This is a genomic window from Providencia sp. 2024EL-00732 (genome assembly GCF_044006275.1).
Taxonomy (GTDB): domain Bacteria; phylum Pseudomonadota; class Gammaproteobacteria; order Enterobacterales; family Enterobacteriaceae; genus Providencia; species Providencia huashanensis.
Genome location: NZ_JBIPDG010000001.1, coordinates 20,567 through 35,308 on the forward strand (window position 1 = coordinate 20,567; position 14,742 = coordinate 35,308).

Annotated in this window: 4 protein-coding genes; 2 read left to right on the plus strand and 2 right to left on the minus strand. The window is 36.1% G+C overall.

The annotated features are described in order from the left end of the window. Positions 1-27 precede the first annotated feature (27 nt). Both ACHB7C_RS00075 and ACHB7C_RS00080 read left to right on the plus strand, forming a co-directional pair. The gene (locus tag ACHB7C_RS00075; RefSeq protein WP_395346075.1) at positions 28-672 is read left to right on the plus strand and encodes an MBL fold metallo-hydrolase; all 645 of its coding nucleotides are present in this window, start codon (positions 28-30) and stop codon (positions 670-672) included. 225 nt (positions 673-897) lie between these two features. Further along, positions 898-11,367: an anthrax toxin-like adenylyl cyclase domain-containing protein gene (locus ACHB7C_RS00080; RefSeq protein WP_395346077.1), complete on the plus strand. Its 10,470-nt coding sequence runs from the start codon at positions 898-900 to the stop codon at positions 11,365-11,367. Positions 11,368-11,499: 132 nt separating this feature from the next. Here the strand turns inward: ACHB7C_RS00080 and ACHB7C_RS00085 are convergent, their stop codons facing one another. After that, on the minus strand, positions 11,500-12,690 hold the full coding sequence (locus ACHB7C_RS00085) for an amino acid aminotransferase (RefSeq protein WP_042846458.1): 1,191 nt from the start codon (positions 12,688-12,690) through the stop codon (positions 11,500-11,502). A gap of 408 nt (positions 12,691-13,098) precedes the next feature. Further along, positions 13,099-14,226, minus strand: coding sequence for a porin (locus tag ACHB7C_RS00090; RefSeq protein WP_349483824.1), 1,128 nt, complete (start codon positions 14,224-14,226; stop codon positions 13,099-13,101). Between the last annotated feature and the right edge of the window lie 516 nt (positions 14,227-14,742).

Genomic DNA, 14,742 nt, shown 5'->3' on the forward strand with positions numbered 1-14,742 from the left:
TGACACAGATTACGGAGTAATTGCCCGATGAAATATACTATTATCCCAGTAACACCATTTATGCAAAACTGTCAGGTTATTTGGGATGAAAATACGTTAGAAGCGGTTGTGGTTGACCCCGGCGGTGAGGCAGAAAAAATTATTTCTGCCATTGAAAGTCGAGGGCTAAAGTTAACTAAAATTCTGCTTACCCACGGTCATTCTGACCATATCGGTGCTTCAGCGATACTTTCCAAACATTTCTCTGTGCCTATTTATGGGCCACAAAAAGAAGACGCGTTTTGGATTGAAAATCTTGCTGAGCAAAATGCCATGTTTTATATAGGGGAATGTCCTGATTTTACGCCTGACTATTGGCTAGAAGAAGGGGATACAGTCACTTGTGGTGGCATTTTATTTGATGTGTTGCATTGCCCAGGGCATACACCCGGTCATATTATTTTTGTGAATCACAATGATAAGCTAATTTCAATGGGTGATGTGTTATTTAAGGGTGGGGTAGGTCGCAGTGACTTCCCTCGTGGTAATCACCAAGATTTAATCTCATCAATTAAAACTAAAGTACTGCCTTTAGGTGACGATTACCAGTTTATACCGGGGCATGGGCCAATGTCTAATTTAGGTTTTGAACGCAAAACCAACCCTTTCTTACAAGATGAATTACCTGTTTGATAATTAACAAAAATAGTCATTCCTTCCTAATTTAAAAACATACCCTAAGAATTGGGTATGTTTTTTATAGTTAATTATCATTGATAATTACCCTATGTTAATTTTTTACTATCCGAAACATTTTATCCGAATGTTTCATATTGATATGGTTATTAATAAATTACTTTGTTACTTTAAATATTAATTTCAATAACATACATTAATTATTAATTAAAGGGAATTATTATGAAAGTAGAAAATACAGATGTTAATTTTAATCAATATGTATTATATGACTATGTTAATGATACTGAAAATCATGATTTGTTTATTAAGTTAATAAATAATAATGGTATATCTCATTCTAGTTTCTCAGGGTATGGCTATGGGCTAACGGATGAATTTTTAGTTTACAGCATGAATAATCAAGGGGGTAAATATATCGAGCAATTAAATGAACTTTATTCTATTATAAATTCAAATGATGATAATTTACCCCCGTTAGATAAAGCTAGAAATGATGCCTTGAAGTTACATGCTAAATCATTATTTAATGAGCATGTATCAGATGTAATTAAAAAACAGCTTTCATATATAAAATCAGTACGTCATTATAATTATATTTATAACTTTAAATATGAAGAGATTAATGGGCGTAGTTTTGTTAAATATATTAATGATATTGTCAATACAAATTATGCTGTTAGCAAAAGTATGTATGGTAGAGAGGCTAATTATTATAATTATTTGGCAGAGTTACAAAAATTAAAAATTAAAATTTATACAGATGCGCTTTTGGCTGATGCTGATAGTGATTTTTTCAAAACAAAGGCAGGGAAAGATATCGCATCAGATGAGCTTTTTATAAAGCTAAAAGATAAACTTAGCATTGGGGGGAAAAGTCTAGCATCGAGTTTTACTACTGATGATGCCAAAATATTCATTAATACAATATCAGAGGTTATTCAAAGAGATAATTATTTAGAGTTAGAAGACAATAGGAATGGTAAAGGTGTTCAGGTAGTTGATAGTAAGAACTTTACGACACACTTAGCTAATGAAACCACATTGAGTCGCTTTAAAGAAAAAATCTACTCACATATAAATACAAGCAATCAACCACTGTTAATTAAGTTTTGTTCAGCTAGCCATGCAATGGCGATATCCATAATTTATGATCAAAAAACAAAGGTGTGGACATATAAATTCTTTGATCCTGATACTGGAGTCATGACATTTAACAAAAAAGACAGTTTTATTTCTTATATCGATACATTTGTAAAAATTAATGCAGATAAATATAGGTTTAGTAAGGTTAAGAATAATGATTATAAAATTAGAACATTTTCATTTAACCCTAGTGACAGTATCGGAAGGCCATTTCAACTGAAGGAATTAAATAACCGAGATAAACTAATTACGGAAAATACGCTATTAGTAAAAAGAAAATTGGCATACATTAGTAGTGATCAAAAATGTAAATTAACCTATGTGGAATTTAATCAAAAAAATCAAATAGCTAAACTAAAGGTTACACTGAACGGAAAGACATCATTCATTTATACTGATATTTTAAATAGCGGTGAGCTTACTAAAATAATTGAGGATAATGTAAATGCATTATCAAAAATTAATAGTGATAAATTTATTAGCCAAGATGATTATCAAGTTTACTTAGTAAGTAAACAATTTGATATAAATGCTTTTTCACCACCTCAACAAGAGGGTGATAGAGATTATAAAAGTGTCAATTTGCACCTTATTCCACGTATGGGTGACCAACCAACCATAGCTACGGGGGTCCCAGAAAACCACCAAAAAGCGATTAATAAAGTTGCGGATAAATATAATATTACCATTGGTATTCGGCCTGTTGACCATAAATCGGCTAGTTTAATCGAATCAGGTATATACAGTAGTAAGGGATTAACAATTAAAGGTAAAAGTTCTGACTGGGGCCCACACAGTGGTTTTATTCCAGTTTTGCAGCAGTTCTCTAAGAAATCGGGTCGAGATGAGCAAAGCAAATATAATGACTATGTGCAACAGTCTATTGATAAAAAGCATGCAATAGCGGTTCCCCTTGAAATTAGTTCGGAACGGATTAATGAATTAATTAACTATAAAACCATCACGCCACTAATTGATACAGATGATGGGGATTACAAGAAAACTAGCTCAACTATTGATGGGGAAGAACATACCTTTTTATTAAAAAAAAGCCCTTCAGGAAAAGGTAATATTTGGCAGGTTTCTTATCAAGAAAATAATGAAATTAAACCTTTTCTTGTGATAGGTGATCCTAAAACGGGTAAGGCAATGACGGCTGATTATGATATTTTTAGCATTATCTTCCCAATTTCAGAGTTAGAGCATTATGTTAAAGTTACGGAAATGCCTGATTGGCAAGAATGGAAAGCGAGTGTAAATTATGAGGAGTTAACGCCAGCCCAAAAGAGACTGTATAATAATGAGGCAGAATATAATAAGAAAGAAGGGAAAGAAAATGGCATTATCAATAATAGAATAAAAGAGGTTAATAGGCAGCTTAATAGAGAGCTAGGGAGAACTGAGGGCTTTGAATTAGTTCATCATGGTTCTGATGATGCAAACCCCGTGAGTGTGATGAAGGATAACTTCCCTATTACCTTCTTTTTACCTGAGAGTTTAAAAGGGAAAAATAAGTTGTCGGGAACAACTCAACCTATTGATACTTATTTTGAGATGAACCCTCATGGTGCCATCATTATTAATGATGTCGAACAGTTGTCTAATTTTCAGCAGTTGTTAATTAATCAAGGCTATCGAGCACCATTAAATAGAAAATGGAGCGAAGGTGAGAACGGTAGGTTATTTGAACCTAAAAGAAAAAAATCGGAAGGGTATATTGTAAACCATGGTGAGATTAAAAGAAAAAAAAGCATATCAATATTTAATGATAAGATAGATCAGAATTTAGATAACAGTGAACAAACCTCAGATAGAATAATACCAAACTCAGATAACAGTGAACAAACCTCAGATAGAATAATACCAAACTCAGATAGAATAATACCAAACTCAGATAACAGTGAACAAACCTCAGATAAAATAATACCAAGCTCAGATAACAACGAACAAATCTCAGATAAAATAATACCGAGTTCAGATAATCATGAGCAAGGCTCAACGGATAACAAAGTAGATAAGGCGCTAATTGTTAATAGGCGTAGGTATATGGAAGGCGTATTCGGAAAAGCGGTTGTTGGATTAGATAATGACTTTTCTGATATACATGAAAATAATTTTAATGGTAGCCATCATGCGTCTCTAGCTGGTGACTTGGCTTCAAAGGCGCACTCAATTAATACCTGGTGTGACCCTATTAAGGTGTATCATAAATTAACGGCAATTAACATTGAATCTAGGGATAATAAACAGGCAAACCCTACAGCATATGACCATAACGTTATTATTCAATTACAAGGGGATAAAGTTTCAGCGGATGTGGTAGCTAAAGCTCTCTCAAAACACCCCGACAATAGTACAGTGATTCAATACGATTTAGGTAGTCGAAAACATAAGGTATTATATGGCTCTCTAAAAAAAATAACTACAGGGAAAGTACGCTGGATAACCATTGGGCATGGTTCTTATTTTGATGATGGAGAACCTACCTTATATGCAGAAAGGAGTGCAAAGAAATATACAGATGCGATGGTCTATTTGAAAAAGAAAGTATTGAAAAATACGGTCCCCGATAAACTAGTACTAATGGGGTGCAATTTAGGTAGGGGAGGAATATATGAAAACTTTGCATTAAAGGCTACAAATCTATTTGCTAATAATAAGATGAATATGCCAATAGTTGCATATAATCGAAGTATAACCAATTATAATTATGGGCATAAAATGGTTGTGGAGGGGGAACGTAATTCCATTAGAAATAGTACTAAGGGTTATAAATTTATATATCAATATGATCTTAATACAGGGCAAGTAAAAATAAATGGAAAATCTAGTACATTATATTTTATTAATGAGCTACGTCGAGGAGAATTAAAACTATCGCAATTAAATAACTATGTTGAACCAGACCCAATGAAAATATTTAGGCTTTCATCATTCAAAGATTTAGATTTTTCTCTAATAAAAAAAATAATCTATAACCCTCAAGCTTATCAACTTTTTGTTGATGAATTAAAACAGCATAATCAGGAGTTACCTAGCGATTTTCATTCACACTTCACTAAAAAATTAAATGACTTAGGGATTAAATCAACACCTATATGGCCTACGGTTAATCGAGATAGTATAGCGCATCAAGCACATTTACAATCTCATTTGCAGAAGGACACCTCAACATTTTCTGTTATTGTGCGCGCTACTGAGGACCTAAAGGGAAAGGTGCAAGCAGAGCGGTTAGCAGGTAAAAACCCAGAAAACACACTAATTTTGCAAGCGGACACAGATAATAAAATCTGGGCGGTAGAATACGGGGAAAATAATATTCCTTCACTACTAGAAAGCGGTAAAGCAGTAAAGTGGGTTATTATCGCTAATGATGGGGTAAAGAATAAACCAATCGATGGCTTGTTCTCGGTTCTTACGGAGGTAAAGGAAAAATATCCATTTATAGCAGAGGAGAGTATGTCGCTCCACGCTATAAATAAACAAAAAATAAAAATTACGAGTAGCTTATTTATAGAGCTTGATCAGCGAAAGGGGACTGCTGCCGAGCAACTAGTGGGGGTAATGCACCAAGAGACACCAACGGTAAAAAACTATTTAGATACAAAACATCATCAACAAGTTCAATCTTTAATAGAGAAAATAGCGTCAAAAGATATCAGTTTGGAGCATGTTCGTTTGGCAGAACACCCTTATTTAGTGAGTTACTTTGACGATGCGTACGGCCAATTTAGTGCAGATAAGCTGAAAATAGCACTATATGATCCATTAATAGCTCCAAAAGTTAACCATTACCTCAGTAACGATAAAATTGAAAATAAAGCTCACTGGGACAATTTATTTGAGGCCCGCCTGCCTGTGGATTTACAACAGCAAGCTAAAGATACACTTACTATTTTGCATGCGATACAGGATGACCCATCTGTATTGCATCATTTGAGCGAAAAAACACGGTTACAATTAAAAGCGGTATTTCCTGCTATTAATGGTTTCGATCGAGGCAAAGTCACTGCGTTAGCTAAAGATGTAAATGCATTTTCATTAATGTCCGAGGACCTTAATTCATTTTTAAGGCTTAACAAGGACAATTTTGATGGGGAAAATGCACCATTAAAAGGGCTCTCATTTGCAGGGGCATTACATAAACATCAAGTTGAGCGTCATCAGCGGTTACAGCAATATAATGAACTGTGTAATCAGATGCGTAAGTGGTCTGCTGATAGCCAAGTGAATATGATTAACTATGATAGATTAAGACGTAAAGGAGATGCAGCAGGTTTTGACCGAAAGATGGGGTTAATTTATACCGTTGAGTCTCAGTTAGGGGATGAAAACTCGGCGAGAAATCTTATTGAGTGGCAAATTAAGCTAGAACAGAAACGTTATAATGGAGCCCTAACCGAGGGGGAAACCGAGTTACTTAATGAAATAAAGCGTTATTCAAATAATATTGTAGATGGGTTTGATAATAAGGGAGAGAAACAAGCGAGGCAATCTATTGAATATGTTATATCAGCCAATAATAATTCTTACCATTCTCGGGGGCGTTCACTTTTATTCCTTCAAGGTAAGAACACAACATATACTATTCAATATACCACCCGAGGTAACATTCATGAATACCGCTTACTTGATCCTAATGGTTTACAACTCTGTATTCGTAATGAACAACGCCCTTTAGCAGCAAAATTATTTGCGAAGCAAGTCAATAGTTATTTTAACGAAAATGTAAGTTTACTTAATGGAGAGACTATAACTCGGGGCCAACAGGCAGGCTTTGGAGAGAAAAGTGATAAAAATGGTAAGTTTTATTCGGCAGATATGCAGGTTATTGCACTTGATGATAACAGTATCAAGCGTATACCTCATGATTATGAGCAGTATAGAAAGAACGTAACTGCACTTATTAATTCTGTCGCTATTGCTGATAAAAACAGTTGGGTGAATTTTAATGGTGAAAAAATTGCCTTGGCAAGGTTACAAAACTTAGGGGTGACTATTGATGGTCAACTTATTACTGCAGATCATACAAAAAAAAATGGTTGGCAGAAAAAAGTGCGATTTCATCCCGAAAAGCTTGCGGCTGAATTAACATTAGTTGATGGAAATGAATCGGACCTTGTTTTGCTCAGGATTCTTCATCAGCAATTAGGCGACGTAGATCATATTCCTATCACAGATAATAACACTGGTTTTCGAGACAGCGCGGTATTGAAAAAGCAGTTGAAGTATATTGCAAGAAACATCGACCCTAATGTGTCTAAATTGACACCGGAGATGATTGAGAACTTAAGAACGTTAGGAACTAAGTTACCGCGTTTTCAACAAATAGGTAATCGGTTTGGCCAAGTAATGGGGGGAGTTGGTGCAGTACAAACATTAATTAGTATACATTTAATCTTGAAAAAATTAGATAACCCTGATTTAACGGATGAGGAATGTGCTGAGTTAGAAAAACAATTTTACCTTATTTGTGGTTCAGCAATTGCTAATTATGGAGACATGATTGTACAACCTATTTTATTAAATATAGCCAGTAAAGGGGGGGCAACATCGTTAATCCGCGGCAGAATTGCAGCAGGAACCGTGATTATATTTAATTTAGTCGGAATGGGGTTTGACGCTTACCAAGCATATGACAGTTTATCTAAACTTGACCGTGTTTCTGATCCAAAACAGCGGCAAGATCTGATTGTTAATGCGACTTTTTCTATTGCCAGTTGTGTGTTAAATGGCATCACCGTTATTGGTGTCATAATTGGCTCTTCTACTATTCCCGTAGTGGGCCTTGTTGTTGGGGGCGTTTTACTGGTTTCTGGTTTGGTATATCAAGGTGCCCGCGCAGTTGAAAATATCAAAGAGGTAATTGATATTAGCTGGGATAGGGAACTGGAAGAAGGGCTTCGTGGTGCATTTGGTTTTGAACCTACCCTGCGTAGCCAGCAAGAAATGGCGATTGTGCATTATATAAAAGCATTTAAAAAATTAGATGTAGAGATGGATATAGACCTGTTTGAAAAAAGGTTTGTCCCAGCAGGTTTTGATCATCACTTGAGTATAATTGAAAAGCCGACTTATAAATCAGAAGAACGTTATTATCTTGTAGATACTAATAATAATTATTTTGGTGGTATGTGGTGGGGGGTACGTTTAAGTTTTTCGGATTATGTTTATCGTTATACCAAACGTGGAGCCCCTTCATTTACTTTCAGTGAAGCTGATTTTTTAATTAAAAATTATTCTTTGCAAGCCGATGGTAGGGTGAAAAGAGCTACTGGGCAAGAAGATAGAGTTGTATTTAGCAAAGTTCTCAAGGAGGTTACTGATGTTGTCCGTACTGGGACAGTAGCGTCTAATGAGGGCTATTGTTTTAACACAAACTATAAAAACCCATTATTTGATAAATTTTTAGAAAAACATGGAATTCAAAAAAGTAATTTAACACAGAGTATAGAAAAGCAGCTTACAGCTTCGGATTATGAACAATTAAGTTTTTATTCTAAACAAACCGAGGTTGCTGCGCAAAAAAATTTCACTATCCGTAAATATGCAGATAACACCAATGAATATATTGAGAATAAACCTGGTATAATTGCGAATATTATAGATATTGATGAGACTAAGGGGAGTAGTTTTAATCTCGCAAATGGTGTTGATTATCTTATTGGAAGAGACGACAGAATGTATGCTCTTCAGGTGTTATCGGGTGAAAAGTATTTTGCTACAGGATCAAAGTCAGATTATTTTTACTTAAGGGATAATAGTTTAACATCATTGGAGTCAAATGATGGCAAAGTAACGAAGTTTCTAGATGGCCAATCAGGAAGCGACACTTTATTTATTGATAATTTGCCTAATGGCTATCATGTTTATATCGATTTAAGGATAAATAAGGTTTCGTATTTCTGCAGCGAGGAGTCTAAATCTAAATTTAAATATCAACATCAATTTATTGATGTTGTTGATGCTAAAAATATTGAAAATATTACTCTTATTGATAATACTAATGATATTATCCATGGCGATGATGAAAATAATAATATCAATGGCGGGTTAGGGGAAGATACGCTATATGGATATGGTGGAGATGACCGATTAGCGCTAACAAAAGGGAAAGCCATTGGTGGCAGTGGGATTGATAGTTACTTTATTAAACGGTTCGAATGGGCTTCTCATGTAAATGATCTTTATAAAACAAAAATGTCATATAATAAAAAAGCATTCCGAGTTGAAAAAGAACATTATATCAACCCTATTTATCAGGGGGAAAATAAAGGATTTCAAGCTAATGTTATTATTGAAGAGAATAGCGAGTCAGTGAGTTGGGTTGATCTTGAATACTCATTAAATGAAATTAAGGATATGTATATCAAGGGTAACGACCTTTACCTTAAAATACAGGTTGATGATTATAAGACAGATAAATATGTATTTGATAAGGTTAAGAGTGAAGTCACCATAAAATTAAATAATGTATATCGTGATATAGATGGGGTTCGTAAACGCAATCATAGTTATAACTTAAATACTAACGATGGTTTTGCCTTAATTAGTCAATTAGTTGACCTCCCAAAAGAAAATAATCCTGAACATACTATACGTGGAAAACTATTCAATGTGTTATATGTTCAAAATAATGATAAAACGCTATATTCAGGTGAAAAAAGTGTTTATATTGATGAAAGTAAAGATGAGATTGAAGTTAATAAAACACGAGTATATAACTCACCTAAATGGGGAAGGTTAGTATCAATAGGTAAAGCTAAGAATTTAACTTATACTGGAAGTGAAAAAAACAATATCCTCTCCCATATAGCATCGGGGAGCCATATAAAAGTCACATTGGGCCAAGATAGTTATCAAATAAATAAACTTGACGATAACAATGAAGATATTGTATTTGATTTTGCTAATGTCAAAGGCCATTTTACAGATCAAGATAAGGTTATTATTTTATTACCTACGGTAAATGGCTACCAACTAGAAATGAATGGGCAAAAGCTTTTGCTCAAAGATAGGTTCGAAAAGACAACACTTAGCTTTCGTTTTCAGAATTTCGATGGGGGTATGAATAATGCGGTACTTATTCAAGATAAGTACAGTAATATGTTTTGTATCGACCTGAAGAGTGAAAATAGTGTCATCGCCCCTTCAAATCCCATTGCAAACAGCACCGATGGCGATGATACCATTAATATTCCAATGGGGTACCTTGGTAAAAAATTACTGATAAACGGCCAAGCAGGAAATGATATTATTCTTGACCATAGTGGGTTTAGTCGTGTGCTGATCGGTGGGGAAGGTGATGATACGATAGCAGCTGTTTCAGGTAATAATGTGCTGTATGCTGGCTCAGGAATGAATTTTCTCTCGGGCGGAGATGGGGACGATTTATTACTCTCTGATTTTGGTTACGACACTTTAATGGGTAAGGAGGGCGATGATAACTATTTAATTGATTGTCGATATAGAGGGGTTGTTTATATCGAGGATCTTGAAGGGAAAAATAATATTCATTTACTGAATTTTGACTGTGAAAACATTACTGAAGGTGTGGATAATGGTGCTCTTTATCGTATTTATATATCAAAATCAGGCAAAATTATTAAAATAAAACAGCCATCTCTACAAGAAAATAAAGACGCTGTATGTCAGGTCTACATGTACCCTAAATTGCCGCATAAGTTGCAGGAATTAACAAAAGATGGGATGGAGCCTTTAGCTAAATACTTTGCAGATAGTTATTCCACCGCTGAAAAAACAGGGCAAAAAGGTCATTGGAAACTAGCAGATACATTAACTCATTTACTAAATGGAACGCCAGATGCTTTATTAGAGTCATTACATGTACCTACTAATGGCCCGACTATTTTAAACCCAAATTATGCTCGAACTCATTGGTTAATTAAGACTAAGGAAGGAAACTTAGTTGTTTTGGACCATACTGGGCATGGTCGGATAATTCAGGGGGGTAAAGGAGATAATAGGATAGTGACTTTAGGGGGCAATAACGTCCTCTTTGGTGGTCAAGGTAATGATATTCTCGCCGGGGGAGTTGATAAAGATTTATTGATCTCCGTTGCGGGCAACGACACCTTGTCTGGTGGGTTAGGTAATGATACTTATCTTGTTAATGGTTATGAAAGCAATACAACAGTGAAGATTGAGGATTTGGCTGGTCGTAATCAGGTTGTTTTGGTTAATTTTTATGTGACCCCAGTGATGGTACAGCAAATAGATCCATCAAAAACACTCAGTGTCTATGAATCATATACTGGTCGAAAAGTGGAGATTTATCATAGCAACCATTTAATGTCGATGACAGATGTAACAGATATAAAGTTCCGTAAGTGTGATGGGGACGAATGGAATGGGCAAGCTGAGAAAACGGTAGATAAGCTTATTCAGCTTTATGCTGAGTCACGTTTTGAATACGAAAGTACTTTTGAGGCAACGAATATGTCAGCCCACCTACGCAACCGTTGGGACCCTCTACCGTTTATGAACCGTTTATTAGAGGGGACGAGCGTATCAGCCGCTAATTAGCTTTCAAATGATTAGAGGAATAAGCTTTAATATGAGCGATTCCTCTTCAAAGTGAACCATACTCCTAAAAAAACACCCCAAAATTAGAACCCAATAAAATATGGGGCTAACTTGGGGTGTACTTTATGAGTTTTACAGTACTTTTACGATGGCTTCACACAGTGGAACCATGTTTTCCAGTGTTAAGCCTGCAACATTAATACGGCCAGAACTTACGGCGTAGATGCCAAATTCACTGCGTAGACGCTCTACTTGCTCTTTTGTGAGACCACTGAAGGAGAACATACCGTTTTGGTTGATAATGAAGCTAAAGTCTTGTTTAGCGCCTTTCTCTTCCAATGTTTTAACCAGTAACTGACGCATACGTTTAATACGTTCACGCATTGCTGTTAGTTCTTGGACCCATTCTGCTTTTAAGGTATCGTCAGAAAGGATAGTGGTAACCACTGCTGCACCGTGAGCGGGTGGGTTAGAGTAGTTTGCACGAATAACCGCTTTTGCTTGGCTAAATGCGCGCTCTGCGTTGTCGCTGTCTTTAGCGATAATGGTGCAAGCACCGACACGCTCATTATATAAACCGAAGTTTTTAGAGTATGAGCTGGCGACAATCATTTCTGGGTTATTTTGGGTGAAAATGCGTAAGCCTTCAGCGTCTTCATCTAACCCTTTAGCAAAACCTTGATAGGCGAAGTCGAAAACAGGTAATAAGCCTTTTTCTGCACACAAGTTAGCCAGCTTCGACCATTGCTCAGCAGTTGGGTCAATCCCTGTTGGGTTATGGCAGCAACCATGTAGGACAATAACATCCCCTGCAACCGCAGTGGATAAGCTACTTAGCATGCCGTCGAAATCCATGCCATGTTTTGCTGCATCATAATAATTGTAAGTTAATACTTCTAAGCCAGCGGCTTCAAAAATATTTTTATGGTTAGGCCATGTTGGGTTGCTGATCCAAACACGTTTTGCATTGGTTTGTTTAGCAATAAAGTCAGCTGCAATACGCAGGGCACCAGTGCCCCCAGGGGCTTGTGCAGTACGGGCACGTTTTGAGGTGACAATTTCATGTTGTGCACCGAATAACAGTTCTTGTGTTACACGGCCGAATTCTGGCATTCCGCTAATCGCAAGATAGTTTTTGGTGTTTTCGTTGTCTAGCAGGAATTTTTCTGCTTTTTTTACGGTATCAAGCACAGGGGTTTTCCCTGATTCGTCTTTATAGACGCCAATACCTAAGTTGATTTTATTGTCACGGGGATCAGCACGGAAACTATCAGCAAGACCTAAAATTGGGTCAGCGGGGGCAGAAGTAATTTTTTCAAACATGTTGTCGATTCCAAAGCTCTGTTGTGGTTACCCAATACAGTTCATAGCGTATGAAGGCATTAAGTGAGAATGCTTTTGGCTATCCTTGCTTGTAAAAAGCCCATACTGCTTGAAATAAAGGGTATAGCTGAAAACGGGTTTAGTCGAACGAGTCGAGTTATCAGGGTAACGTGAGAAAGGCGTTTTGCCAACCGTTTTGCGATAAATTGGCGAGATCTTGTGAGCTAGGTAGGAATTGCATGTAATCTAACCATAAATATCTATAAAGTTGGTGAATCAGTCTGTCTTGTCGATATAGTGGTTTGATTTATAAAAATTTAGTCAGCGTTTAAAGGCAAAAAAAAGCAGCGCCGAAGCGCTGCTTGCAAAAACATGTTACCGTTTTCTAGTTTATCAGTTAACTGATAATTAGAATTGGTAAACTAAACCTAAACCAACTACGTTATCAGTGTTGATACCAGCAGCTTCAGTAAAGTCGTTGTCTTTTAACAGGTTGATTTTGTAATCAACAACTGCAGACATGTTTTTGTTGAAGTAGTAGTAAGAACCAACAGAGATATATTTAACTAAATCTTGGTTATCAAAACCATTACCTAAGTTTTTACCTTTAGATTGGTTATAACCGATAGATGGTTTTAAACCGAAATCGAACAGGTATTGCGCAACTAACTCAATGTTTTCAGTTTTGTTTGCAATCAGGTTATATTCACTATAACGAGTCATGTTTTGAGTTTGACCGTACATAGCTGCTAAATAAACATTGTTAGCGTCGAATTTACCACCAACGTTCCATGCTTCAGCACGCTTACCAGTTGCACTATATGCAGAAGTAACAGGAGTGGTGCTAGAATCAACTACAACACTACCAGCTTTTTGGTTTGGTGTGCGAGAAGATGATGAATAACCACCACCCAGAGTTACGCCCCAACCTAAGTCATAAGCAGTTGAGAAACCGAAACCGTCACCGTTGTCTTTAGACATACCAGCGCCAGAAAGGTTATCGTCACCGTTTTTACCTTGATATTGCAGAGCAAAGCTCAGGCCATCAACATAACCGAACATGTTGTTGTTACGGTAAGTTAATAGGTTACGGTTACGGCTAGTCATGAAGTTATCTGTTTGAGCCATAGTGTCCGCACCCCATAATGGGAATACGTCGGTCCATGCGTTCGTGTCATAAACCACACCGTAGTTACGGCCGTAGTCGATTGAACCGAAATCAGCAAATTTTAGACCAGCATACGCTAAACGGTTTTTGTTTTCGTTGCTAGTTTCAGATTTGTTAGTTTTAGTTTCCCACTCGAAACGACCGAAACCTGACAGTTGGTCAGTGATTTGAGTATCACCTTTAAAACCTAAACGAACACGTGAATCATCACCGTCTTGGCCGCTATCGCCTTTTGCGAAGTAGTGACGAACGTCAACTTTACCGTAAACGTCTAATTTGTTGCCGTCTTTGTTGTATACTTCAGCTGCGTTTGCTGCACCAGCAGCTAACAGAGCTGGGATAACCATTGCAAGAATATTGCGTTTCATCATTATTATTACCCTCATTGGTGTTATTCGGACACCTGCCACTGCCAAAAATAATTCTCAAAAAATAATTGGAACTATTTATGAGAGATTAGTGTCGTCTATGTCGGCGACCAGTGTTCCATTGCTAAATAAATTTATCCACCCTCAAAGTGCTACAAAATCAAAGTTTCTGAAACAAATGGTAACAAGGTGTTTCAAAATGTAAAAAATAGAGTGAAAAATAACCACTCATCGTACCAGTTTAAAAAATATTACAAAAAAGAGGGAACTTTTTCAAAAGATAATTTGAGCTTTTTTTGAGCAACTTAGGCCAGTTAAGTTGAAGATTTATGATTAGCAAAAAGCAAAAATATAATAAAAAAGCAGATTATTCTTAGCGGTAGCAGGCAGTGCGTTACTTTACGGATAATTATAAGGTATTAAGGGGAAAGTTGTGATCTACTTAATATTTTACTGTAATTTAATGTAACGTATCGGAATGATTAGCCAATGAAAGCATTATTGAACAAAAAAGCG

Coding starts and splice junctions, on each gene's coding strand:
- ACHB7C_RS00075 (WP_395346075.1), top strand. CDS start 28: ATGAAATATACTATTATCCCAGTAACACCATTTATGCAAAACTGTCAG.
- ACHB7C_RS00085 (WP_042846458.1), bottom strand. CDS start 12,690: ATGTTTGAAAAAATTACTTCTGCCCCCGCTGACCCAATTTTAGGTCTT.
- ACHB7C_RS00080 (WP_395346077.1), top strand. CDS start 898: ATGAAAGTAGAAAATACAGATGTTAATTTTAATCAATATGTATTATAT.
- ACHB7C_RS00090 (WP_349483824.1), bottom strand. CDS start 14,226: ATGAAACGCAATATTCTTGCAATGGTTATCCCAGCTCTGTTAGCTGCT.